Here is a 26233-nt window from a genome sequence, read left to right as displayed (position 1 = left end):
CTAATTTGTTCCTTTTTTAGTTAATTTTTGGTGTTTTTCCTTTAGTGGAATAATCGAAATCATGTCAGGCGGAACATAACCTGAATAAGTGTTATTTGCATAAGGAATTGAAATATTTGGATTTTCTAAAAATGCATAAGGAGTCGAAGATGGTACATTCAAAAGATCATTAAGTCCAAAACCTAAAAGTGAACTTAATTCGGCGCTTAATTGAATTAGTTCTTCATCGGTATGTTCTTCTTGGTAAGATAAATTGAAAATTGCTGACTGGGCGTGAAAGTCAAAAGACGCTTTTTCTTGGTTGTTTTTTTGGTTTTCATTAATTGTATCGACAAAAGTTTTGTATGCCATAATTTTTTTAGTTGCATCATTTGGATCAGGAACTTCTTTGACTTCACCAGTAAAAAAATAGGTAAGATCTGGAGCCAAGTGTTGGTCATGAGCGCCAAAATCAGGTGAATTTGTGCCATCTTTTCAGTCTTTAAACTCTCTTATATAACCTTTTTTGGCAAATTTATCAAAAAAATCTTTAACTCCAAGAGCATAACGATACACGTGCGGATAAGATTTTGCTATTTTTGACTCAGGACCTTGGGCATAAATAGCTGATAACATTGCATAACCCACTCCGTTTCGCTGAATTTTACCGTCTAAAACCGATCCAATTCCGTCATAATCATAGCCTCAACCACCAAAATCAACCCCGCCAGTTCGAGTTAGTAAATAATTTGCCCGGCGAGTTCTGTCTGTTATTGGCCAAATTACGTTAATTTTGAGTCGTGGATCAAGATCCATTATCGCTTTTGCACCGTTAGTAACTGCGCCAATTTCTTTGTTTCCAGCATTTACAAAAAAACTGTGGTTGGTTCATTCGACTTTTTGGTCAGCAGGAATGTTATTTTTGGCATAAAAATCATCAAGTAGCGCTTTCATTCGCGCTTTTAACATCTCAAATTGGGGTGCCTGGAATTGTTTAGTTGCATCATTGACATTTTCAAAATTTTTCTTCTTTTCATCTTCAGGGTTTTTGGTGTAATAGATTTCCCCGGTTTGGTCAACAAGTTTAATTGTGTTTGCTTCTTGATAAAAATCTCGCGGCGTTTTTGAATCAGGTTTTGAAGTGATTTTGTTATCAGGAGCAACAAAATTGTATCAAGGCAAACTTGAGTTAGAAATTGATTGGGCTGTTGTGTATAAATTTCAGGCATTTGCGATTATTAGCCGAAATTCAAGACTTGGACCTGAGACAAGATTTTCGACAACTTTGGCATTTCCTTTTGCAATATCAGCAAGCGAAGCGCCAAAATTTAATTTTGCAAAATTATCGTTGAATCCATAGTATTTTTCATCAAAAGTCACACCAACTTCGGCTCTAAAATTTTGCTTTAGCGAACCTGGGACAAGTGCGGAATAATACCATTTGTGTAATTGGTCTTTATCTTCGGCTTTTTTGAGTCTTCAACCGTATCTTTCTTGATCACTTGAGACTAAATTTTTAATTGAATCATTTAGCGAATCAAAACCGATAGCCAATATTGTCTGTTCGCGATAAGAATTAAATTTGGCATTTTCAAAAGCAGAAGCGCTTGGATACTTTGAATAAAGAGTTGTAATTTTGTTAAAAACATAAGGTAATTGATCTTTTCAGCCAGTTCGCGGGTAATATTTATTGATTTTTCAAGTTTCGCGATTAGTTTCCTGACTAAGTTGGGTATAAGGTGAGACAAAAAGCTGATCTTTTTTAAAATCTTCGCCATACCAATAGGCTCCGTATTTCAAGGCCTCGCCAGTTTCGCCAAAACGGCCTGTTGGTTTTCCGTCTTTTATAGTTTGAGTGTCGCTGTTTCGTTTGTCGATAAATTCAGAAGGCGCCGGGAAAAGCATCCCACCAAGTAATGACTTTTGGTAAAATCCGTTAAAAAATACTTTGTCTTTTGAAGCGCCTTTGTAAAAACTTACCGATTTTTGCCCTTGAAAATTAGCGTTTTTGCCTTTGTATTGTTCAATATATTTATTTTCATCATCCAAATCAGCCAAGTCAAGTCCAAAAAGATCTAATAAATATCAGTTAATAATAGTATTTGTAAAATATGTTGACTTTGGATCAAAATTAGGAATTTTTTTCTGTGCTTCTTCGTCAATTTCTTTGCTTCCGCCAACACTTGCCCGATATTGTGGATCAGAGAGTCTTTGGGCTTTAAATCCGTAGTAATAATCTTCAGGTTTTAGAGTATATTGGCTTGGATTTCCTTGATAATCTACCCATTTTACGTCATTTTTTAAGAAAAAATGAATTGATTCAGCCTCATCAAGCGCCTGAACAAAAAAATCAGAATTAATTGAATTTTTTTGGTCTGATTTTAATTTAATAACAAGCGAATTGGTTGTCTGACCAGGTTCAAGATAACCTTTTTCATGAGCATCACTGTCAAAAACTAGCTCAGTACCGTCTTTTTTTCGTACTACAATCGCAGCGGCATTAACAAAAGACTCGTAACTATATGTTGGCTTTGTAATCGAATAATTAAAACTTTTATCAAGTTTTTCTTTTGATTCATCGCTAATTCCATCTTGTTTGATCTCAACACTATTTTCATAAACAGTTTGGACTAAATAAGAAGCCGTATAATACGAACTAGCGATTGTAGGCGAGGTAAAAGTGTTAGTTCAAGTTTTAAATGCGCCAGGAGCCGAAGTGGCAGAATTAACAGTCGTAATTCATTCCTGCCTTTCCCAAGCAGGTTGAATTGAGCATGAAGCTAAAACCCCTGCTGAAAAAACGCTAAGTACTGAACCGATAAAAAGTTTTTTCATTTCCCTCCTTTTTTAAAACAAAAGCTACTATCTTTTTTGATAGTAGCTTTTGTTTTTATCCTATATAACTTAATGTTATGAACAAATTGAGTCAAAAACTACTATTTCAAAAAAGTGGCAAACTTAAAATTAACATTGGAGTTAATAATGTTAATTTGTTTTGCTTTTTTAATAGAGTTTTTTGATTGCATCATTTTTTACCTGTATGAAATTATACACTTTTTTTAAAAATAAAGAAACAAAAAAAAATTATTTTTGTCAAGCATAAAATTTAGATACATATATAATAAATATAAATTATATATGTAATATTTTACTTTATTGTTTAGTAAATCTTCCTGTAAAAAATTAGTTTAAAAAAACACTTTAGCCAAAAAATTAATTAGCATTTTTAATGATTGATAAAAAATGATCTAATATTTCAAAAATTTCAATCATGATCGATTATTTTCCTGAGTTTGACAGTTTGATGGCAAAAATTCACTTTTTAGTGAATACAAATATGCAAAAATACCGCTAAATCCGTGTTTTTTGACGCTAAAATCCTAATTTTTATAATTTTGAAATTAACCTTCTGCAAAAAAAAAAAAAAATGCTTGGTGTAAAATAAAATTATGTTATAATAAAATTCACTTAAGAATAAATTAATAAATTTTGATATTGAATTAGGAAGGACTTGATTATGTTTTTTGCGCAATAAACTCAGATAATGCCATTTTTTCCATTATGGCTTTAAATATAATGGAATGCCATAAATTTGACCGTTTAGAAATCTACAAATTTATGGCATTTAATTATTGTTCTTTCAAAACTTCATATGTTTTTTTAGGCTCAATTTAAATAAAAACGAGTTTTCTATTTGCATTGAGTTTAAATAGTAGTTGTATTTTTTTATGATTTTTGTTATTGTTTTAAACTAAAAAAGTAGTTTAAAAATTTCATAATTTTGCTTTTTAAGTTAAAATTTTAGCTTTTTTAGTTTGCTTTATTTGATTAATAAGTAGATTTTTCCCTCATGATTGCTAGATTTAAAATTCAGTGTTTTTACCTTGATAGTTATTTTTCCTGAGTTTGCCAATAAAGTTAAAAAAGCGCCCAAAACTAAACCAGGACACTTTTTTAAGGTATCTCATCAAACTGGGAACTCGGGAAATTAGTTTAAAAAAAATACTTTAGCCAAAAAACTAATTAGCATTTTTAATGATTAATAAAAAAATGATCTAATATTCAAAAAATTTAAATCATGACCGATAATTTTGCCAAAAATGATCTAAAAATCTTAAAAAATTGTATAATTTATATATAAATTTATAAGGAAAGGAACAAACATGGCACTCCCACTTTTACAAATTGCACTCGATAATCAAACTATCGAAGAAGCAATATTAGTTGCTAAAAAAGCAGAAAAATATATTGATGTTATCGAAGTTGGAACAATTTTACTAGCTGCTGAAGGTAAAAAAGCTATTTCTGAACTTCGGAAAAGTTTTCCCGATAAAATAATTGTAGCTGACGGTAAAATAGCTGATGCCGGGAAAGTTTTTGGAAAAATGTTCTTTGAATCAGGCGCTGATTTTACAACTGCAATTTGCGCAGCTGAAACTCCGACAATTAAAGATTTAGTTGATCTTTCGCACGTTTATTCTGAAAAAAATGGAAAAAGTACTGAAATTCAAGTTGAAATGACAAATAATTTTACTTGAGATCAAGTTCAAGACTGAAAAAAAGTTGGAGTGCCACAAGTAGTTTGGCATCGAGCTAGGGATTCACAAGCAGCAGGGGTTAAATGAGCCCAAAAAGATATTGATATTGTAAAAAAACTCGCTGATTTAGGCTTTAAAGTTACAATCACTGGCGGAGTTGAAGTTGAGGATATTAAATTATTTAAAGATATCCCAATTTACATTTTTATTGCCGGCCGTTCAATTCGTGATGCCGAAAATCCTGAAGAAAAAGCAAAGGAATTTAAGGATGAATTTAAAAAATACTGACATTAATTTTCCTTTAGGAATTTACGAAAAAGCAATTGATAAACGTTTGACTTTTGTCGATAAAATTAAAGTGGCAAAAAAAGCCGGATTTAATTTTATCGAAATGTCTGTTGATGAAAGCGATGAATTTGCTGCTCGTCTTGATTTTTCTAAAAATCAAATTAAAGAAATTCGTGATGCTTTATATGAAAATGATTTTTATATAAATTCAATGTGTTTGTCTTTACACCGAAAATTTCCTTTTGGCGCAAAAGATGAAAATGTCCGCCAAAAAGCGCTTGAAATTATGGAAAAAGCGCTAATTTTAGCTAAAAATCTCGGAATTAGAATTATTCAACTTGCTGCATATGATATTTATTATGAGCAACCTCATCCTGATTCTGAGATTTTTTTCATTGAGACAATGAAAAAAATTGTTAAATTAGCAAAAAAATATAGCATCACAATCGCTTTTGAATCAATGGATACAAAATTTGCCGGAACAATCTCAAGACTGCTTTATCTTCAAAAACAAATTGGCTCAGGTGTGCTTTTATACCCGGATTTAGGTAATTTATCCCGTTTTTCTAATGATTTAGAAGCAGAAATCAAACTAGGAAAATCAGAAATTGTCGCCTTTCATTTCAAAGATACTCTCCCTGGAATTTTTAAAAATCTTGAATTCGGACAAGGCGATGTGGATTTTGTTTCTGCTTTTAGCTACATTTTAAAAGCACAAATTAGTGTGCCTTTTGTAATTGAAATGTGGCACAAAGAAGAAAATTTTGACCAAAGTTTGCCACTTTCTGAGAATTTGGCAAAACAAAGCCAAATTATCGCAAAAGCACGTGATTTTTTTATAGAAAAATTAAGGATTGCCTATGAAAATCAAAGATAGAGACGAACTAATTTTACTACAAAAGCAAGTTTTAGAAGCAAATCTTTTATTATATAACTCAAAATTAGCGCTTCATACTTGAGGAAATGTCTCAGCAATAAGTTCAGATCGATCTTATTATGTTATTAAACCTAGTGGAATTTCCTATGAAAAAATGAAATATTCAGATATGGTTCCCGTCGATCTTGAAAACAATGTTCTTGAGACAAATTTAAATCCATCAAGCGACACGCCAACTCATTCACTTCTTTATAAAGCCGACCCAAGAATTAAGGCTATTGTACATACACATTCTCCTTTTGCGGTTGCCTGAGCACAAGCAGGTAAAGAAATTCCTGCACTTGGAACAACGCATGCTGATAATTTTTATGGTTCAATTCCCTGCACTAATTCCTTAAGTGATGAGCAAATTAATGGTCAATACGAACATAACACTGGCGTTGTTATAGTTGATCATTTCAAAAAAAATAATCTCGATTTTATAGCCACTCCTGCTGTTTTAGTCAAAGAACACGGGCCTTTTTGCTGATCTAATAAATCTGCTGACGACGCTGTTAAATTAGCAATGACTTTTGAAGAAGTTGCCAAAATGGCTCTTTATACAAAAATAATAAATCCTGATCAAAGTCAAGCTAATTTAACACTGCAAAAAAAACACTATAACCGAAAGCATGGTAAAAACGCATATTATGGACAAAAACACTAATGAAATTAAAGTTGTTTTAAAAGATATTGATAATTTTATTTTTGATCTTGACGGAACTTTGCTAAAATCTAATCACGAAATTAGCCCTAAAACTGTTGAAGCAATAAAAAAATTGCGTGAAAAAAACAAAAAAATAATTTTTTGTTCAGGTCGCCCTTGATATTTTATAAAAAAATATTACTTTGCACTAAAGCCTGATTTTCCAATAATAAGTTGCAATGGTTCATTAATTTATGATTACAAAAAGGAAACTGTTGTTTTTAGCAAGGTTTTCTCTGGAGATCAAGTTTCACAAATTTTTCAAATTTTAGCCCAAAATCAAGTATTTTTCTTAATTTACACAACTAAAAATATGCTTGCTTTTAGCCAAAAAGATACAACTTGCCCTTGATTTGATTATCTTAAAAATCAAAATGAAATTTTTTCAGAAGCCGAACAGTTACCGCTAAAATTTTATGACTATCAAAGTTTGAATGATGATCAAATTTTCAATCTTGATGTAGTTAAATTTTTACTTATAAAACGTGATAGTGATCCTGTGCTTTTTGAAAAAGCCATTAGCCAACTTGAGAATGTTGAACAAATTTATCTAGTTCAATCCCAATCATCAGTAATTGATATTATGATTTCTGGCTCAAATAAAGGTCAAGGACTTAAATTTCTAGAAGAAAATTATCATTTAGATCTCAAAAAAAGTTTAGCTTTTGGTGATGCTCGAAACGATATTTCTATGTTTGAACAGGTTAGACTAGCAATTGCCATGGGACAAGCTAGCCAAGAAGTCCAAGATAAGGCTAATTTGGTTACCGACTCAAACGACAATGATGGTATAGCAAACTTTTTTGAAAAATATTATGAATAATTTGCGTCAAAAAATTTCTAATTTTAATAAAGTTAAAGTCAACCATCTATCAGATGGATATTGACTTGTTCCTAGTTTTTTCAAGATTTTTTCGCCGAAATTAACTGGATATGTTATAAAAAAAGCAAAAACTCTTGAAGAACTTGTTAATTTTAATGATTTTCAAAAAAAAGAATTAATTTTTAATTTTAACGGTGATCATAATTTTTATAATTTCAATATCCTAATGAAATTACGCCAAATTGATTTTCGTCTTGATATAAAAACTGTTTTAAAAAAACCAGATGATGCTATTTTTATTTTTTTCCCTGTTCAAAATTGTAAAATAGTTTTAGACAAACAATCGTTAAAACTAATTTACGACGGAATTATCCCATTTTTTTCAAAAGAATACTATTCAAATTTAGCTCATTATCAACGTGAAACATCCGCAAAACTACAAAATAATGATGTGTTTAAGGGATTTTTTTGAAGGCGAAATGGTTTTGAAGAAATTTATGTAAAAAGTGACTCATAAATTGAAAAATATGGTATCATTTTACAAATGTGAAAAAACTAAAAGAATAATCTTTGGTTCTTTTAGTTTTTTATTTAAGGCTTAGAAGTAGGTGTAAAAATGAAATGAAAATTTAAAAAATCTTTGGCTTTAATTCCTTTGTCTTTCCCACTTGTTGTTGTTTCATGCATCGAAAATCAAGGCCAAGATGTAAAAAACCCAGAAAAATATAATTTATTAACCGAAATTTTGAATATGCCCCTGCCAATTGAAACTCAAGAAATTGCAAATACTGCCTTTGCGGATGTAATTCACGCATTTAGCTCTGAGTTAGATTTTCAAAATTTTATTCCAAATGAACCTGATGATGTAATTAAAAAGAAACTTGAAAAACTTGCTAAAACTCCTAATTTTCCTGAAATTGTTAAAAAATATTATCAAGGTACCTCTTATTTAACAGCTTCTGAGTTTTTACAACGATGAAAACAATCACAAGAAAAATACTTAAAATCTGTGGATTTTAAGGCATATCCTGAATTTTTACCCGAAAATTTTGGATCAGGTATTGCTGTAAATAATTTGGAATTAAGAGAAGAATATTTATACTATAAAGTAATCCAAGAGCTTGCTAAACTAACTATTAAAAAGAAAAGAGAGGAAGAAGCTAAATCCCAAAACCAGCATTCAGGCCGAAAAGATGAAAACAAAACACAAGAAGATGAGCTAATTGCAGTCGGTTTTGCCTGGATTAAATTCATCGTTGAGTCGATAGAAGCAGCAACCAGACAACCTGTTTCAAATTCCTTTTGATGAAATTATAATTATAAAATCTTGAATAGACTTAATAAAAGTATTCAAGATACTTTCGAAGCTAATTTGGATCTTCCGATTCTTAATGATAAAGATTACCAAAAAAAAGTAGAACTAACAGAGAAATTAGAAAAATATTCAATAACAGGAAAAGATGGCCGAAAATATAAAGTTCAACCGCGTGCTTTTTTTCTTAATGACCAAAAAACTCATGCAGATGAGTCAACTAATACAATAAAAGATGCAATTTACCGTATTTATTGAATAATTGACCAAAACCCTGATACTCCTGAAGATAAAAGTCAATCTGAAAATCAAAGTCAAAATCAAAATGAACCTAAATCTACAAGCCAAAAAAACCTGATAAATCAAAAACCAAGCCTTTTTTCACAAAATTCATCCCAAAAAGTCGTAACTTTCCAACAAAATTCGCCTTCGCCAGTTCAAGGTCCTCAAACTAGAGAAGAAGCAGAAGCTCAACAAATTGGTTTAATTGATGATTTTGATAAATATAAATTAACTGACAAAATCGAAAAATATCCTTTTATAAATTCTAATAATTTCCATCGAGGTGGACTTTATAGTGCAACTTTGCTTGAGCTTGAAGATGAAATTAAAAAACAAGACCCTAAAAATCCAAAAATATTTTACGTTGAAAGACGAATAAATATTAGTGGTTTTCTTAAAAGTGGTAATCTTTTGCCTTTCCAACCTATTGATCTTGAGCAAAATTTAAAAAAATTATCACAAACTGAAAAATATGTCCAATTTGTTCGCGCACTTCGTCCCGTAGGTTCACGAACAAACCAACTTGTAATAGTTAATCCAAAAAATATTGATAAAGACTAATAAATATGATAAAAATTTATATTCCCGATGTTAAAAACGGCGTTTTAGACACCCAATTTGGTAATGGCAATTTAGGCAAAAAATACCCTAATTCAGTAAGTTTTCCTATAAAATGAGACAAAGTTAAAGGCGCAAAATCATATGCCCTTACTTTAGTCGACTATGAAGCAACTGCAGAATTAGGTTTTGTTTTTATTCATTGAGTTGCGGCCAATATTAAAAAAAACAAGCTAAAATGAGATGATTCTTTTTCGCGGCAAGATAAAATGTATCAATTTGAAAATTCAATGACGCGCCATGCAAATAATTATTTGCTTGATTCATTTTATCGACCTCATCCTGATGGAGTTTATTTTGGACCACTACCGCCAGCTCAAGATCATAACTATCGACTTGAAGTTCTTGCCCTTGATGTTGAAAATATAATTCCAGAAGATTTAAAAAATAAACCTTTATTTTACGATGATTTTCTTGATTTAATTAAAAATCACGTTATTGACTTTGGAATTACTTCGTTTTTATACCGTTCACATGGAAAAGTTGAAAATAATTTACTTGTAAAAAAACAGATTTCCAAAACCGAATTAAATGCACCGTTGCCCAAAGAGCAAGAAAATTTTTTTCTTGATTTTTTACCGATAAATTTTAGCTCATCAGCACTAATTGCCAGAGAAAATGATTATCATCTTTTAGATATTGAATTTTTAGGCAAACAAGGAGCTAGCCCATTTTTTAGCGCCCGAAATTTTGACATTGAAATTTATTCTGATTCTGATAAAATTAAGGAATATGTAATAATGGTAACTAGTTTTGCCGAAAATTTCTCGCTTGGCGTTGGACTAAATGTCTGAAATCGGGTTGGAATTATCAAACAAACTAATGAATATAAAACTATTTTAAATGCTGGAAAAAATAGTTTTGATCTTTTTGATAGCGAAATTCCTGTTTATAATAGTTTTGGTTCTTTTTGTGCTGATTCAATTGCTAAAAAAATTAATCTAGATTCTTCAGAAAAATTTGAATTTATTAAAGCAAAATACGGCGTTATTTATCTTCCTGGTCTTACAAACGGCCAAGGGAAATATCAACTTGAAATTTTTGGTATTGATCAAGTAATTGATTGGAGTCAAATTGCGCGAAATTTAACTAAACCTTTGACATCATTTGAAGTTCTTAGCGCAATAAAAGGAAAAGTTGTTGGCTATAATCGTACTTTTTTTAAATTAATTTAATTTTTTTAGGCTAAATAATCAAGTTTTTCCGGAATTTGTCAGTTTGATGGCAAAATTTGCTTTTAGTGAATATAAATATGCAAAAATACCCGTAAATCCGGGTTTTTTATTTTAAAATCTTAATTTTTATTATTTTAAAATTACCTTTTGCAAAAAAAAAAAAAAAATGCTTGGTCTAAGAAAAAAATCTGTTATAATTACAAACACCTAAGAATAATTAATAAATTTTGACATTGAATTAAGGGGGAATTAGTTATGTTTTTGCCATAAAAAACTCAGAAAATGCGAATTTTCCATCATGTTTTTAAATATGATGGAATGCCTTAAATTTAACTGTTTAGAAATCTTCAAATTTAAGGCTTTTAATTATTGTTCTTTCAAAACTTCACATATTTTTTTAGGCTCAACTTAAATAGAAACGAGTTTTCTATTTACATTGAGTTTAAATAGCAGTTGTATTTTTTTATGGTTTTTGTCAGTGTTTTAAGCTAAAAAAGGTAGTTTAAAAATTCATAATTTTGCTTTTTAAGTTAAAACACTAGCAAAAATTAAGACAGAGGGTTGAATTTAACACTTCAAACTAGCAAATGATATTCAAAAATCGCCCTCATCAAACTGGGAAACTCGGGAGGCACATTTTTGCAAGTAAACATAAATTCAACTGACAAAATTGCTATTTTTAAATAGATAAAAATGAAAAACAAGTTAAGAATTTTAAAAGTTAACTTGAATCTTTTATCTTTAAATTTGTTAATTAACCAAAAGATCTACGATTCACCTTCTATCTCAAAATATTTTTTGCTTTTATAACCGCGAAAATCTACTCTTGCAATTTCATTATAATATTCTGTTCTATCATCATTATCTCAAGAAAAGAGAAGGTGTTGTTGTAAAATTAATTCTTTTTCTTGTTGGCTATATAAATTAGTATTTTCTATAAAGTGTCTAAAAAACCCAAATTCATGGTCTATTTCTTTTAGATATTTATTCAACGCATCCCGATATAAAATTAATTCTTCCATAGATGATTCAATCACATTTTTATCTAAATCAATTTGCCTTGGTGATCTAGAAACGAAGAAGGCCGGATCATTGCCATCACGCAAAAAAATATCTTGTTCAAGTTTGACCAATTTTTGTTTGAAATAATATTTTAAAATTTCGTATTTACCTTGATAAATATCATCATATAAATTTGAATGTCCAAATCAGTAATAAATTTTTTGACCATCAACATACAATAAAATGAAATTTTTCAATGCAATTGGCAAAATTCATGCATCGCCATCCCCATAGGCGGACTTGTAATAAGGTTGAAATCAAAAAACTGGCTTTTTTGAGTCAAATTGGGAAATTATTTCATCAAAAAGGCCATATTCTTGTCCACCAAGGTAAAAAATTTCGAAATTTTCAGGTTTTAATTTTGCTCAGCTTGGCAGAATAAGAAAATCAGGTTCATCAGGATAATAAAAATCTAGATCTTCAATTCAATATTTTGGACCAAATAAAATTTGCAACAAGTAGATTAATTCAATTTTGTTTGTCCAATTATTCGCATGATCATAATAAATTTGGCCAACTTTAGCAAAAAGTTTGATGCAATACTTTCGATATTCTGGACCAAATTTATCAAATCAACTAAGAATAAATTTATCACGATTTTCAATGTTTAAATTAAGCTTTTTAATCCCGTATTTATCAAATTTTTTAAGCAAATTTTCATAAGTTTCAAAAGTAAATACATTTTGAATTGGTTCGATTTGGGTTTTTTCACCAAAATTATAATTCTCTTTTAATAACAAATTGTAGATATTTTCTACATTTTGTCCTAAATATGCTTTATTTATATCTACAAACTCTGCGCCATATTCATATCTATTTGATAAAAAATCAAAGATTTTTTCATGGTAATTTGCTAAATTTTTTGGCTTTGCATAAGGAACACTTTCCAGAATTTCCTTAATAATTAAAGCTTCAATTTCCTTTAATTCGGTTTTTGATTTAAATATTTTTCAAAAAATAGCCGGATAAGAGATTGAAAATTCGCATTTTACAATATCATCAAAGTTTTCAAAGACAACAACAACCTCTTCAAAACCTTTACCATCGTATGAATCACATGAAGAATAAAGTTCAGAGATAAGACGAAGATTTTCTTTTCCATTTTTTTCACAATATTCAATGTTTGCTCAACCGCCAATTAAACACCTAATATCATTATAAAAATGAAAATTATTGAGTTTTTTGGAAAAAAACGCACTTTTTGGGATATCTTCTAGTTTTAAATTATAAACATAATCTTCTTGTTTATAATTTAAACTAATAATTCTTTCAATTGGATTAGGATTGAAGCCGTTGCAAAGGTAATTGTATAAAAAAATTGGAAATGGAAAATCATCATATTTACAATCAAACGATAAATCAACATCGTCCTCAATCATGTTTGGAATTGAACAGCGACTTTTAATATTAATTTCTATATATTTTAGTTTAATTAATTGTTTTTTTGCCTTGGTTACTAAATCTAATCGCTTCTCCATATAAAAAATGCACCTTTTCAACATTTAACATTTTTTCTCTTAGTATAAATTCCTTCTTATCGAATTTTCCCTTTATCATTCTCGCTCTCCTTACATGATAACTGGGAAAATATATTTTTATGTATGATGGTATATTTTGATTTTTATCTTTATCTTTACTTGTATCATCAATATCAAACACATTTTTAGGGTCAGTTCAATCAATAGCATCACTAGCTAGACCTTCTCCAACAACAAAGTGATCTTTAGTAAAACCGATATCTTTATTTAAATTATTAGTTGGATCTCATGATCATCTATTTCTCACTATCAAATTTGCTGTATATTTTGTTTTTTCAGCCAAATTTTCCATAACTGATCTATTATATGAATAAAAATCAATAGGTGAATTTAGTTTCTTATCCATATTTTCACGGTCTTTTTCATCCATTTTATCATTTAGTGAACTAGGCAACAAGTTTTTAATAATAATTTTGGTTAATTCTGATTGGGCCAGCAAACTTCCAACCGCTAAAAGTCAGGCTGCAGGTTCTGGAATTGCTTGTTTACTAATAACAAAATGAGGTTCTAACTTTTCACTGTGAAAATTAAAAAATCAGGCAGGATGGATTCCAGTATATTGTTTTAATTTTTCCTTTTCTTTTGCTTTTACAATAGAAAGTTCTAAAGTTGCTGTATTTGCTATTTCTTTAATGCTAGGCTCACCTTTTGCTTTTGGTAATTTATCTAAGTCAACCACAATTGAGCTTTCAGTTCTTCAAGTAATAGGGTTATTATCAGCTGGCGTATGAACAGGGCTATAATCAGCTGGCGTATAGTAACTTTCACGGTTCCCAAATCATCTACCTACATCATCAACAACCTTTGGAAAAGTTTCGACAGCTACCGCAGCAGCTGTCGAAACTGCTACTGCGGCAATGGCAGCTGCGACAGCATTTGAAATAAATGGAATAAAAGGCAAGAGGAAAAAGAAGGTTTTTTCAACCCGTGTTTGTTTTTGAAGCTCTCTAAAGTCAAAAACATAACCTTCTAATTTTAGTTTTGGTACGCCTTCTTCAAAATAGATTTCAGCTTTTTTGTTAACAAATTCAAGTGAAGCACTATTTAAAATTACCTCACCTTCTTGATTAATTTGAATTTCAATATCATCTAGATTAGGATAGTCTGAATTAGTATTTGTTTTGTTTAGATGTGTTTTGGCATTTTTAATATTTGCATTAATAACAAGCGAATTTTGTTGGTTTTTTGCTGAAATAATTTGGACTAAATCATCAAAATTTACCGGTTTTTTTGAATTTAATAGATTTATATCTCGTGTTTCAAGTTTAAAGTCTGAATAGGTTTTTGTATTTTGAAAATGTCAAAGTGGACCAAAAACGCTTAGTGTCAGCGAAGTGAAAGCGAAAATATTAGTAATAAACTTAAAAAACTTTAACTTTTTTTCATGTTCTTTCCTTTTTTCGATAATTTTTTGTATTAAAATTTTAACATATATTAAAAAACTTTTTAGGAAAAATGCCTAAAAAAATTGTTTTTTAAAAGAATAAGTTATTATGTTAATCAATTGCTAAAAATAAACTGCACTAAAATTCAGGTATATTTTTCTGAGTTGCCCAGTTTGATGGCAAAAATTCATTTTTTAGTGAATACAAATATGCAAAAATAGCCGTAAATTCGCGTTTTTGAGGTTAAAATCTTAATTTTATTATTTTGAAATTAACCTTTTGCAAAAAAAAAAAAAAAATGTGGGAGTGTTCATAATCTTGTGTTTTAAATTTTTATGGATTTTTTTTAAATTGAAATCTAATTTAATTTTACATCATTTAACCGATTAGGAAAAATAATTTCTAATTGTTTTTTAATCATGAATCAATTTCTTACCTTTTGTCATTTTGTAGATGCGTTTTGGAGAGTTAAATAAGTTATTTTTGAAAGGTAATTTACACTTTGAATTCCGCCTTTTGTTTTTGTATTTTTCCTAATTATTCTATTCATTGATTCAATTGAATTTGTCGTATAAATTGCTTGCCTCAATTCATATGGATATTTAAAAAATGTCGTTAATTCAACGAAATTTGTATACCAAGACTTGATAATTGAAGGATATTTTTGACCTCATTTTTCCGCAAATTTATCAAGATTTTGCATTGCAAATTCTTGATTAGGCGCTTGATAAATCTTTTTCATATCAAGGACAAACTCTTTTTTGTCTTTGTTAGAAACTTTTAAAAGCGAGTTTCTAATTTGGTGAACAACACATTTTTGAATATCTGCTTGCGGGAAAACCGCTTCAATTGCTTGACTAATTCCGCTTAGATTATCGCAAGAAATTATTAGAACATCTTCCAGCCCGCGAGTTTTTAGTTCGCTAAAAACATCAAGTCAATTACTTGCTGATTCGGTATTTTTAATCCAAAATCCCAGTGCTTTTTTATTTCCGTCCCAATCAATTGCAAGAATAAGATAAAGTGATTTTTTGACAAAAATACCGTTTTCTTTAACATTAAAAAACATCCCATCAATGTACAAAATTGGATAGGATTTCTCAATTTTTTGCGATTTTCACTTTTCAATTTCAGGCAATAATTTGTTAGTAACTGAAGAAATTCAGGCATTACTTACTTCTTTTTTATAGATACTTTTTATTGTGTTAACAATATTTTCATATGACATTCCTGATGCAAAAAGTGAAAACACTTGTTCTTCGATATCAGCTAAACTTGTTTCGTATTTACCGAGCAATTTGTTCTCAAAAGTGCCATTTCGATCTCTTGGTATTTTTAGACGAAAACTATTATGATTATAATTCACAGTTTTGTCCGAAAATCCGTTTCGCTTATTCGGTTTATGCACGCCTTTTTTGCTTCGGTTGCTTTTTTCATAGCCTAAATGTTGGCTTAATTCCGCCCTTAAGAGCGCTTCAGTAAAAGTTTTAAACATATGCGAAATTTCGTTGTGAAAATCTTCTTTTTTTAATTTTTTATAATCAGCGTATTTGTCAACAATTTTTTTAGCTTCTAACTCAAATGGGGATAATGTTTTTTGCTGTTTTTTCATATTTTGGTCCTTTATGATAAATTTTATCAAAAAAATAAATTTACTTTAAAAACACAAAATATTTAACATTACCAAAAATGTTTGGTTTAAAATAAAATTATGTTATAATAAACATCACTTAAGAATAAATTAATAAATTATCGATATTGAATTAAGGGGGGATTAGTTATGTTTTTTGCCATAAAAAAATCAGAAAATGCGATTTTTCCATTATATTTTTAAATATGATGGATTGCTTAAATTTAACTGTTTAGAAATCTATAAATTTATGGCTTTTAATTATTGTTCTTTCAAAACTTCATATATTTTTTTAGGCTCATTACAAATAAAAACGAGTTTTCTATTTGCATTGAGTTTAAATAGTAGTTGTATTTTTTATGATTTTTGTCATTTTATCAATAAATTGATTTTTGCAAGTGTTTTAAAATAGGTAATTAACTTTTGCCAAAAAAGTTAAAAAAGCGCCCAAAACCAGATTTTTTAAAGATTATCTCATCAAACTGTCAAACTCGGGATTTTTTAACCTAAATAATCAAGTTTTTTACCATCACGAAAAATAAGTGATATTTCACCAGCTAAAACAACTTGATCTTCAAAATAAATCACAACTTGTTGACCAGGTGTTACTGCACTATAATTTTGATAATAAACATAAAAAGAATTTTGGTCAATTATTTTAATATTAACATCAACAGATTCTTGGCGGTATCGAAATTTGGCCTTTAAATTTTCAAGGGGAAAATTTTCTGTCAAAAAATTAGCATTAATTGCTAAAAGCTCATTTGATTCAAGTCAAATTTTTTGGCTTGAAGGAGCCGCGTACAAAATTTTTTCTTTAAGATTGTGGCCAACAACAAAATAAGGTTCATTCATTCCGCTTAGACCAAAACCTTTTCGCTGTCCGATTGTAAAATACATAATTCCAATATGTTTTCCGATAATTTCATTTGTGCTAATATCGACAATTGGACCGGGTTGAGCAGGAATATAATTTTGGAGAAAATCAGTAAATTTTCGTTCACCAATGAAGCAAATTCCGGTTGAGTCTTTTTTTGTTGCATTCATTAGCTCTAAATTTTTGGCAATTTCTCTAACTTCAGTTTTTAAATAATCTCCAAGCGGAAAAATTGTTTTTTTTAGCTGATCTTTTGAAAGTTGCCCTAAAAAATAAGTTTGATCCTTATTTTTGTCTTTTGGAGTAAATAATTTTCCGTTTTTTGTTTTTGCATAGTGACCCATTGCAATAAAATCGGCTTGATGAACATTAATTGCATAATCAAGAAAATGTTTGAATTTTATGTTTTTGTTACACAAAATGTCAGGATTTGGAGTTAAACCGGATTTATATTTTTGAATTAGATCGCTAAAAACTTCATCTCAATATTGTTTTACAAAATCTACTCGGAAAATTGGCAAATTTAGTTGCTCTGCAACTTTTTTTGCATCTTGCCAATCTTGCTCTTGTGGACAAATATGATTGTCAGCTAAATTTTTCTGACCTAAAAAATCATTGTTAAGGTCAGAATCTCAATTTCTCATAAAGACACAAATAACTTCATGCCCTTGTTTTTTTAGAAGGTATGCACTAACTGCAGAATCAACGCCACCAGATAGACCAACAACAATTTTAGCCACTTTTTAACAAATTACTCCTATTTTTTTGCTTTAGGTACTCAGAAAAATGTTTTTAAACGTTTAGAAATAGACTTTATTTCTCGGGTTAAACGCCAATTTGTTGCTTTAATTCCAAAAATATTAATATAAAAAAGTGAAATCATATATGGAAGAAAAACTACTGAAGAAGCCATTAACAAGTTTAAAAAAATTACGACTGAGTGGTTACCTCCTGAATAAAAAAATGGATGTAAAAAATTTATAAATGGATAAATAGTTAAACCTGTGTAAAAAAATACCATATTTTTTATCTCTTGAGTTCCGACTTTTTGAATTTCAGGCGCAACTCATTGTCTGAGTGTGAAAAAATACAGAAGCACACAAAAAATATAATAACAAACTGAATAAATAACCCCAAAACCTAAACCTAATTTACTAACTGAAAATTGTTTTCGATACCAAAAAAGCACAAATATTGCAAAAACTGGATGAAAAAAATGGACAGTTGATGTTGTTGCCAAGACTGATCAGGTCATATTTAAATTTCAAGCCAATACAGTTCAAAAAACAATTAAAACAATTGTTAAAATTACTGTAAAAACAAATAAAATTTGAAATTTTCGTTGAGTTGCATTAAGGACAAAAGTAAATAAGGTAATTCCATAAATTAGGTTTGACTGGTAAGTTAAGTAAAAAAAGGCACTAAAATTTTGGAAATAATTAGTAAAACTTATAAAATAATATTTGTCAAGAACAAATTCGCTATGGTTTTTAATCATCGAATACCCGATTAGCGAAATTGTAATTGAAAGAATTAGTAAGGAAAAAATTAATGAAATCTTTCGTTCTTTTTTTCAATTGGAAAAATGATCAAATTTTGTTGCTAGGTAAGTATCGTTATTTTCTATCATGACTAAATAATACATAAAATTATATTATAATTACTAAAAAATAGTTAAAAATTTTTATAATTTTTTAGCATATTATGAAATTATAAAATTTGTTATTGTTTAAACTATGAATGTATAAAATGTATAATTTTATTCAGTATTTTCTAAAAGACTGACTGCTAAAATTAAAATGGTAGAGTCATTGTAATAAAAGATGGCAAAAAAATAATTTATCTATTAACCGTTTAAAAATAAAAAAATAAATTTTTAGTATATAATATATTTAAAATTATTTTACTTGAATTCGACGGTTTATTATGAAGTTTATTTTCTCGTTTTTTTTCAGTGCTATTTTCAGACGGCAAATCCAGAAACGTTCAATTTTGGCTTTGATTCTTTGAGCGTTATTTTTAGCTGCCATTGGTTTTGTCATGGCCTTTGTTCAAAAAAAAGTTTGATATGATATAGTTTCAATTTTGGGACTTTTATCAATTTCAATTTCAGTTCTTGCAACGGTGTTAAGACTTGGTTTATTTAGTAGTTTTTCAGTTTCCTACCATAAATGGCGAATTCAATCCCAAAATAGGATGTTAGAAAAACGAGGATTTAAACCTGTTAGTCCAAAAATTGATTATAATTTTGTTAAGCAAAAACAAAAAGAACTATCTATTCTGCCAATTTTTCTGGGATTTGTTGTTGGTTTTGTGCTTTTAATTATCAGTTTACCGTTTCTAATTATTAACTCTTAAAAACTTAAAATATTTTTTAATCATTTTTAACTAAATATTGAATAATCTTGCCTTAGCATAAAATATAATAATATTTATTTTTTGAATGCGTTTTTTGTTATAATTTATATATTATAAAATTAATTATCAAAATAAGGAGAAGGGTGGTTTAGTTATGAAATCTAAATTTTTCAAATCTTTAGCTCCTTTGCTTTTTGTTAATTTTTTTATAGTTTCATGCGCTAATGTTATACCTTTGCAGCATAGAAAAAATAATGATGAAAGTGCTAAAAATCAAGTCATTACTGAAAAAAATGACTCAAAAAATCAAATTTTACCAAAATTAGGAACTCCAAACAATGATTTGGTGCAAATTGATGAAAATTTGAGCCCAATTGGAAATATCAAAACTATAAATGATTTAAATAATGATTTGTCATTAACCAATGAAAATAATAATGATGTCGTTGAAAATTATGCTCCTAAAAATAATCATAATTTAGCAAATTCATCAATATCAACAATTCAAAACCCGTTTTTAGATAAAGCTCAAATTGAAAATTTGAATCTTTTTTCTTTAAAATCTTTAGTCAAATCAAATCAACCAAAGCCAAAGCCTAAACCAAAACCTGAGCCCAAAATTGAACCTAAACTTGAGCCTATACTTGAACAAAATCCGGTGGTAAGATCAGAAATAAACCAACTTGTTGAAGATTTACCTATTAAAAAAATACCGATAATAAATGATAAGTTAGATATTTCGAAACTAAGTGATTATGACAACAAGTCCGCACAACAAATCGGATTTGATTTAAATTATAGAGTTCCAGCTAATACTTTTTCATATCAACCTTTTATCATAAAATCAAATGTCATAAAACAAGAAAATGACAAACATTTTCTTGGCGAAAAAAATGAAAACTTGAATATTTATCTACTTGATAAAATAAATACAGGTAGTGTTTCTGAAAACGAAAATGTAAAGCAAACTAATTTCGGTTACTTAAATCCTCGTTTCCGATGAAACTATTTTAAACCAGATTATTTTGGTTTTAGATCGCTTGACTATTCAGATCAAAGATACAAAGATATTTTCCAGAGAAATGTAAGATTTTCAACCGGAACAGCTATATTGCTTGATTCTCACGAAGGTGAAAGTGCTTTTTTAACAAATAATCATGTTCTATATATTAATAAAAAACCATTTTGAGAAACTATGGCCTTTCCTTTAATGCGTTTTTATTATAATGATAAGGTTAACAGTCTTGGTTCTTTGGCTAGTTCTGGAATATTAAGTTTATTTTGAATAAAAACTGAATATGATAGACAAGTTCAAGAATTAAGGACAAGACATGATCGAATTCCAAGAAGTCAGTTAATTTATATTGACCCAATTACGCAAGAAAAATTAACCAAATTTAACATTGATTTGCACAAAAGATATTTTCGAGAAGAACAAAAATTTGATAATTTTGGCAAAGATGTAGCAATATTTTACTTTAACCATGCTAAATTTAGAGAAGATATTAAAGGTATATTTGATTTTTACCAAGAGCATAAAAGATGGCTTTTATCATCATTTCGTTATTCAAATGGTGAAACCATTGAAAACGATATCACTAGATTTGATAGTCAATTTAAAATATTTTCTAATTTCTGAGATCATGTTCAACAGTTTCCACCGCTAAAAATTAGTGAAAAATCATGAAAAGACGGCGAAATTGACTATACAACTAAAATTGGTGGCTTTTGACCTCAGTTTGCATTTTCAAAAAATATGTTTAAAGGCGTTTATATTAAAAACGGTGCCCCTAATTTTTTTGTAACAAACGGTCCTGGTGCTTCTGGTTCTGGTGTTTATAACACAAATGGCGAATTAATTTTCATGAATCAGTTAATTACCGTAACAAAAAATCAAAAAAATCTTTATTATGACCAAAATAATTTAACATCACATATGACTACAGGAATTTTATTTCGTAATGATAAAATCGATTTAGTATCAGAAATTAAAAAATTTTATTATGATAAAAAATAAAATTTTAAAAAATTTTTTCTAAACTTTTAAATTGTGATAAACATTTTGAATATCATCATCTTCAAGAAAATTATCAATTTGATTTAGTATTTTTTCAGTACTTTCTTGATTAAGTTCAACTCAAGAATTAGGGAAATAACTAATTTCAACAGCGCTAAAATTTACACTAAAATTGTTTTCAATCGCTGATTTTAAGTCCTGAATTGCCCGCGGTTCACAATAAATCAAGTAACTTTCTTCATCTTCTTGAAAATCATCACCACCATTTTCAAGAACAAACATCATAAGATCATCGCCATTTAATTGATCAGTTTTGTCAATTTCAAGATAACCTTTTTGTTCAAATAAATAAGGGATTGAGTTTTGTTTTCCAATTTGCCCATTTGCACGGCGGAAAAGCGCTTGAAGTGAAGAAACTGATCGATTAACATTATCAGTCAAAATTGTGACAATTACACTAATTCCGTTTGATAAAGTTCCAGAATAAATTATTTCTTTAAAAGTTTGACCTTCGCCAGTTGCCCCTTGACCCTTGGCAATTGCTTTTTCAATGTTTGCTTTTGGCATTGATTTTGCCCGTGCTTTAGAAATAATTAGTCTTAAAGCTGGATTAGAATTAGGATCAGGTCCGCCTTTTGCTACTGAGACCATAATTTCTTTGGAAAATTTGTTAAAAATTTTTGCTTTTAGGGCGTCTTGGGCACCTTTTCGGTGCTTTATGTTAGCTCATTTTGAATGACCAGCCATTTAAAAATCTCCTAATTTTTTTGCAGGTCTTGGCACTGGATTACGTTTGTGGGCGCTTAAATTGTGTAATTTTTCAATTTTTTCTCTTACTTGATCACTAACTAAATTTGGATCTGTAAAAAATAGATCTAAATCTTTATAAGTAAATCCTAATTCATCTTCATCTTTTTGGTTATCTCAAAGATTTGCGCTTGGGGATTTTTGAATTATTGATTCGGGAATTCCAATTTGCGCACTAATTTGATAAACTTCCATTTTTGTCAAATTAACAATTGGCAATAAATCCACGCCACCATCACCGTATTTTGTAAAATAGCCAAGATACATTTCGGAAAAATTATCAGTTCCAAGAACTAAATAGTCCAATTCTTGGGCAAAAGCATATAAACTAATCATCCGAAGGCGAGGTTGGATATTGTAATTTGCCAGTTGGTTTTTAAGACTAAACAAGTCTTTTAAGTTCTCAAAAGCTGAACTTAAGTTAATTTCCTTAGTGGAAATTTCAAATTTTTTGACTAATTGGTCAATATCAGTTTTATCGCTGCTCATATCACGAATCGGCATAATAAGACCTAAATGTGAATTAGGGAAAGCTTTTTTCCCTAAAAACGCAACAAGTGCAGAGTCAACTCCACCAGAAATACCAAAAATCACGCCTTTTTTATTTGCTTTTTTTACTTCTTGGCGAATTCATTCTATAATATAATTTATATAATTATTTGTTTGTTCTTTATTTTTCATAATTAGAATAATTTCTTGTATAATTATAGCACAAAAATAATTTTTTAATATAAAATTTCATATAAAATATACAATTTTTCTAGGAGGATATAGATGCCGTATCAATACGATGCCGCTCAATTATTAAAATCAACTAAATCATGAGCAAATAAATTATTAATTGTTCGTTTAATTAAATTTGTTTTAGGGACTATAGTAATTATTGTATTTTTTGCTGGATTTACTGGTGCTGTAGGTGATATTGCCTTCAACCCACGAGATACTGGAAGAGCTCTCTATACAGCACTTTTTGTACCAACCACGATTGGAACTGTAACAAGTGTTTTTTATCTTTTATTATCACTTGCTTACTGAATTTTATTAATTATTTCCCCTTTTAAATTACATGATCTACCAAGACGAATGAACCTAAAAAATCCTCACCTTGTTTCAAAGTTTCAGGGAATTTTCGTACTTTCTATTATCGCAATTTTTCTTGGTTGAATTAATATAATTTATCTTATTATGCTTAGATCATTTATTTCAAAGTCAGAAAAAGAAATTATTGAAGATTCTCTTGACTAATTTTTTGTAATACATAAGACAAAAATTTTTTTTAAAATTAAAATAAAAAGGTGAAATTTCACCTTTTTATTTTAATTAAATAATATTGGGAATTATTTATGTCTTATTAAATCTAAATATTCAAGATATTTTACTACTTCAGTTTTGGTATCCTGAGTTTGCCGGTTTGATGGCAAAAATTCACTTTTTAGTGAATATAAATATGCAAAAATACCGTAAATCCGGGTTTTTTGACGCTAAAATGTTAATTTTTGTTATTTTGAAATTAACCTTTTGAAAAAAAAAAAAAAAATGCTTGGTCAAAAATAAAATTATGTTATAATAATTCTCACTAAGAATAAATTAATAAATTTTGATATTGAATTAGGGAGGAATTAGTTATGTTTTTATCATAAAAAAATCAGACAGCATGAATTATCCATTATATTTTTAAATATGATGGAATGCCTTAAATTTGACCGTTTAGAAATCTACAAATTAGGGCTTTTAATTATTGTTCTTTCAAAACTTCATATATTTTTTTAGGCTCAATGTAGGTAAAAACGAGTTTTCTATTTACATTGAGTTTAAATAGTAGTTGTATTTTTTATGATTTTTGTTGTTTTATCCATAAATTGATTTTGCCTGTGTTTTAAACTAAAAAAGTAGTTTAAAAATTTCATAATTTTGCTTTTTAAGTCAAAATTATAGCTTTTTTAGTTTGCTTTATTTGATTAATAAGTACATTTTTCTTTTCTGAGTGTTAGATTTAAAATTTAGTGTTTTTGCTTTGATAGTTATTTTTCCTGAGTTTGTCAAAAAAGTTAAAAAAGTGCCGGGAACTTTTTTAAGATTATCGCATCAAACTGGGAAACTCAGGAAAATAAAAAGGTGAAATTTCACCTTTTTATTTTGATTGAATAATATTAGAAATTATTTATGTCTTATTAAATCTAAAGATTCAAGATATTTTACTACTTCACTTTCGGTATCAAATTGCAATGCTTCATTTGCAATTTTAACCATTTGTTCGTAATTTAGTTCAGAAATTAGTTTCTTTACTTTTAAAACGCTACTTGTTGAAACTGAAAATTCATCAAGACCAAGACCTAATAAAAGTGGAACAGCATTGATATCACCGGCCATTTCACCACACATTCCAACTCATTTTTCGTGTTTATGAGCTGCATCAATTGTCATTTTGATTAATTTTAAAAGTCCAGGATTTAAAGTTTGGTATAAATAGGCAACTTTTTCATTCATTCGATCAGCAGCAAAGGAATATTGAATTAAATCGTTAGTTCCTATTGAGAAAAAGTCAACATATTTTGCAAATTGATCAGCATGAATTGCTGAAATTGGAATTTCAATCATAATACCAATTTTTATATCTTCACGTTTTGCAACTTTCGGATTTTCTTGACTAACTTCTTGATAAACTTGCTCAAAAATAGCTTTTGCTGCAAAAAATTCATCAAGAGTTGCAACCATTGGAAACATAATTGCTAAATTTCCAAATTCAGATGCCCGAACTAATGCCCGAAGTTGAGTTTTAAAAATATCGGTTTTATCAAGTGACAAACGAATTGCCCGATATCCTAAAAAAGGGTTCATTTCTTTTGCAAAATCAAAGTATTTTAAGGTTTTATCACCACCTATATCAAGCGTTCTGACAACAACTTTTTTAGGATTTTGTGTTTCAAGTACACTTTTATAGCTGAAAAACTGTTCATCCTCAGTTGGCCAATTTTGGTTGTCCATATATAAAAATTCAGAGCGGAAAAGACCAATTTCATCAGCATTTACTTTTTTTGCAGCATGTGAATCATCAACTGAACCAATATTTGCAGCAATTACAACTTTTTTTCCGTCAGCACTTTTTGATTCTTTATTTAAATAGTCTTGGAGTTTTGCTTTTTCATTTTCGTATTCTTGTTTTAAAATTTCAAATTCTTTAATTTCACTTTCGTTTGGGTTAAGAATTCCTTGTCCGAGATCACCATTAATTGCTAAAATATCACCATGCTCAACTTTTTCAAGAATATCACCAATTCCTAAAATTGCCGGAATTTCCAAGCTTCGTGCCATTATTGCAGAGTGAGATGTTTTTGAACCAATATTTGTCGCAAAACCTTTAACATATTCATTTAATTGCGCGGTGTCAGAAGGTTTTAAATCATCAGCAACAATAATTACATCTTCATCAATTGCGCTAAGATCAATTATTTCCAAATTTAGGATGTTTTTTATTATTCTTTGTGAAGCATCTTTAATATCAATGGCTCTACCCATTAAATATTCATCACCAGTTTCAAGTAAAAAATTAGTATGATTTTTTGCTGTTTCTTTTAGGGAATATGCAGCTGAATATCCACTTTTTATCATATTTATTGTGTCATCTTCCAAAACCGGATCAGTTGCAATTAAAATATGAGCATCAAGAATTTCAAGTTCTTCTTCAGCAAGTTTAGTTGCTAATTTTTTAATTTTTTCAATTTGTTCGACAGATTTTTGCACTCCGTCTTGAAAAATTTTGATTTCAGCATCAATATCAGTTATTTTTGCATCACTAATTTCAATTTTTTGTTCAGTAAGTTTAAAAACTTTTGCTATTGATATTCCGCTAGAAGCGCCAATTCCTTTAAATTTATATGAGTGAAATTTTGACATTATAGACCTCCTGTTTTAAAAAAGTTAA

20 protein-coding genes are annotated in these 26233 nt (G+C 28.8%); 11 read left to right on the top strand and 9 right to left on the bottom strand.

Annotated features, from left to right (window positions below):
- A complete protein-coding gene (locus KW512_RS03445) occupies positions 1 to 2814 on the bottom strand; it encodes an OppA family ABC transporter substrate-binding lipoprotein (protein ID WP_258841401.1) in 2814 nt (937 codons plus the stop codon).
- 394 nt (positions 2815 to 3208) lie between these two features.
- Here KW512_RS03445 and KW512_RS03440 point away from each other — a divergent pair, with 394 nt between their 5' ends.
- From KW512_RS03440 to KW512_RS03405, 8 genes are all read left to right on the top strand, one after another.
- A complete protein-coding gene (locus tag KW512_RS03440) occupies positions 3209 to 3334 on the top strand; it encodes a hypothetical protein (protein ID WP_258841400.1) in 126 nt (41 codons plus the stop codon).
- Between the two features lie 808 nt (positions 3335 to 4142).
- Entirely contained in the window at positions 4143 to 4811 is a 669-nt protein-coding gene (locus KW512_RS03435; RefSeq protein ID WP_258841399.1) for a 3-keto-L-gulonate-6-phosphate decarboxylase UlaD, read from the top strand.
- Positions 4786 to 5682, top strand: coding sequence for an L-ribulose-5-phosphate 3-epimerase (locus tag KW512_RS03430; RefSeq protein WP_069097831.1), 897 nt, complete (start codon positions 4786 to 4788; stop codon positions 5680 to 5682). Before KW512_RS03435 ends, KW512_RS03430 begins: the two co-directional genes overlap by 26 nt.
- Positions 5666 to 6388, top strand: a complete 723-nt coding sequence (locus KW512_RS03425; RefSeq protein WP_069097832.1) for an L-ribulose-5-phosphate 4-epimerase — start codon at positions 5666 to 5668, stop codon at positions 6386 to 6388. The genes KW512_RS03430 and KW512_RS03425 overlap by 17 nt, the downstream gene beginning before the upstream one ends.
- A complete protein-coding gene (locus tag KW512_RS03420) occupies positions 6372 to 7250 on the top strand; it encodes an HAD family hydrolase (protein ID WP_258841398.1) in 879 nt (292 codons plus the stop codon). The genes KW512_RS03425 and KW512_RS03420 overlap by 17 nt, the downstream gene beginning before the upstream one ends.
- A complete protein-coding gene (locus tag KW512_RS03415) occupies positions 7243 to 7767 on the top strand; it encodes an MPN499 family protein (protein WP_258841397.1) in 525 nt (174 codons plus the stop codon). The genes KW512_RS03420 and KW512_RS03415 overlap by 8 nt, the downstream gene beginning before the upstream one ends.
- Positions 7768 to 7866: 99 nt before the next feature.
- Positions 7867 to 9405 carry a hypothetical protein gene (locus KW512_RS03410; RefSeq protein ID WP_258841396.1) on the top strand — a complete coding sequence of 513 codons (1539 nt, stop codon included), beginning with the start codon at positions 7867 to 7869 and terminating at the stop codon, positions 9403 to 9405.
- Between the two features lie 5 nt (positions 9406 to 9410).
- Positions 9411 to 10637 (top strand): YbhB/YbcL family Raf kinase inhibitor-like protein, encoded by a 1227-nt coding sequence (locus tag KW512_RS03405; protein ID WP_258841395.1) that lies wholly within the window; start codon positions 9411 to 9413, stop codon positions 10635 to 10637.
- A gap of 767 nt (positions 10638 to 11404) precedes the next feature.
- Here KW512_RS03405 and KW512_RS03400 read toward each other — a convergent pair.
- The 5 genes from KW512_RS03400 to KW512_RS03380 form a co-directional block, all read right to left on the bottom strand.
- Positions 11405 to 13177 (bottom strand): hypothetical protein, encoded by a 1773-nt coding sequence (locus tag KW512_RS03400; RefSeq protein WP_258841394.1) that lies wholly within the window; start codon positions 13175 to 13177, stop codon positions 11405 to 11407.
- Entirely contained in the window at positions 13128 to 14138 is a 1011-nt protein-coding gene (locus KW512_RS03395) for a hypothetical protein (protein WP_258841393.1), read from the bottom strand. The genes KW512_RS03400 and KW512_RS03395 overlap by 50 nt, the downstream gene beginning before the upstream one ends.
- 842 nt (positions 14139 to 14980) lie before the next feature.
- Positions 14981 to 16234, bottom strand: coding sequence for an IS256 family transposase (locus KW512_RS03390; protein WP_258841392.1), 1254 nt, complete (start codon positions 16232 to 16234; stop codon positions 14981 to 14983).
- Between the two features lie 519 nt (positions 16235 to 16753).
- Positions 16754 to 17869, bottom strand: a complete 1116-nt coding sequence (gene mnmA, locus KW512_RS03385) for a tRNA 2-thiouridine(34) synthase MnmA (protein WP_258841391.1) — start codon at positions 17867 to 17869, stop codon at positions 16754 to 16756.
- 17 nt (positions 17870 to 17886) lie between these two features.
- Positions 17887 to 18759 (bottom strand): MAGa3780 family membrane protein, encoded by an 873-nt coding sequence (locus KW512_RS03380; protein ID WP_258841390.1) that lies wholly within the window; start codon positions 18757 to 18759, stop codon positions 17887 to 17889.
- A gap of 410 nt (positions 18760 to 19169) precedes the next feature.
- Here KW512_RS03380 and KW512_RS03375 point away from each other — a divergent pair, with 410 nt between their 5' ends.
- Both KW512_RS03375 and KW512_RS03370 read left to right on the top strand, forming a co-directional pair.
- Entirely contained in the window at positions 19170 to 19487 is a 318-nt protein-coding gene (locus tag KW512_RS03375; RefSeq protein ID WP_258841389.1) for a DUF3899 domain-containing protein, read from the top strand.
- A 154-nt stretch (positions 19488 to 19641) separates the two neighbouring features.
- Positions 19642 to 21504: an Mhp366/Mhp367 family surface (lipo)protein gene (locus KW512_RS03370; protein WP_258841388.1), complete on the top strand. Its 1863-nt coding sequence runs from the start codon at positions 19642 to 19644 to the stop codon at positions 21502 to 21504.
- An 18-nt stretch (positions 21505 to 21522) separates the two neighbouring features.
- Here the strand turns inward: KW512_RS03370 and KW512_RS03365 are convergent, their stop codons facing one another.
- Entirely contained in the window at positions 21523 to 22251 is a 729-nt protein-coding gene (locus KW512_RS03365) for a YebC/PmpR family DNA-binding transcriptional regulator (protein ID WP_069097839.1), read from the bottom strand.
- A complete protein-coding gene (gene nadE, locus KW512_RS03360; protein WP_258841387.1) occupies positions 22252 to 22992 on the bottom strand; it encodes an NAD(+) synthase in 741 nt (246 codons plus the stop codon).
- A gap of 93 nt (positions 22993 to 23085) precedes the next feature.
- Between nadE and KW512_RS03355 the strand changes: the two genes are divergently transcribed.
- Entirely contained in the window at positions 23086 to 23556 is a 471-nt protein-coding gene (locus KW512_RS03355; protein ID WP_258841386.1) for a hypothetical protein, read from the top strand.
- Between the two features lie 912 nt (positions 23557 to 24468).
- Here KW512_RS03355 and ptsP read toward each other — a convergent pair.
- Positions 24469 to 26205 (bottom strand): phosphoenolpyruvate--protein phosphotransferase, encoded by a 1737-nt coding sequence (gene ptsP, locus KW512_RS03350; RefSeq protein WP_258841385.1) that lies wholly within the window; start codon positions 26203 to 26205, stop codon positions 24469 to 24471.
- Between the last annotated feature and the right edge of the window lie 28 nt (positions 26206 to 26233).

The organism is Mesomycoplasma ovipneumoniae, assembly GCF_024758565.1.
GTDB classification, from domain to species: Bacteria; Bacillota_I; Bacilli_A; order Mycoplasmatales; family Metamycoplasmataceae; genus Mesomycoplasma; species Mesomycoplasma ovipneumoniae_B.
This window is presented reverse-complemented; position numbering and strand designations above follow the sequence as displayed.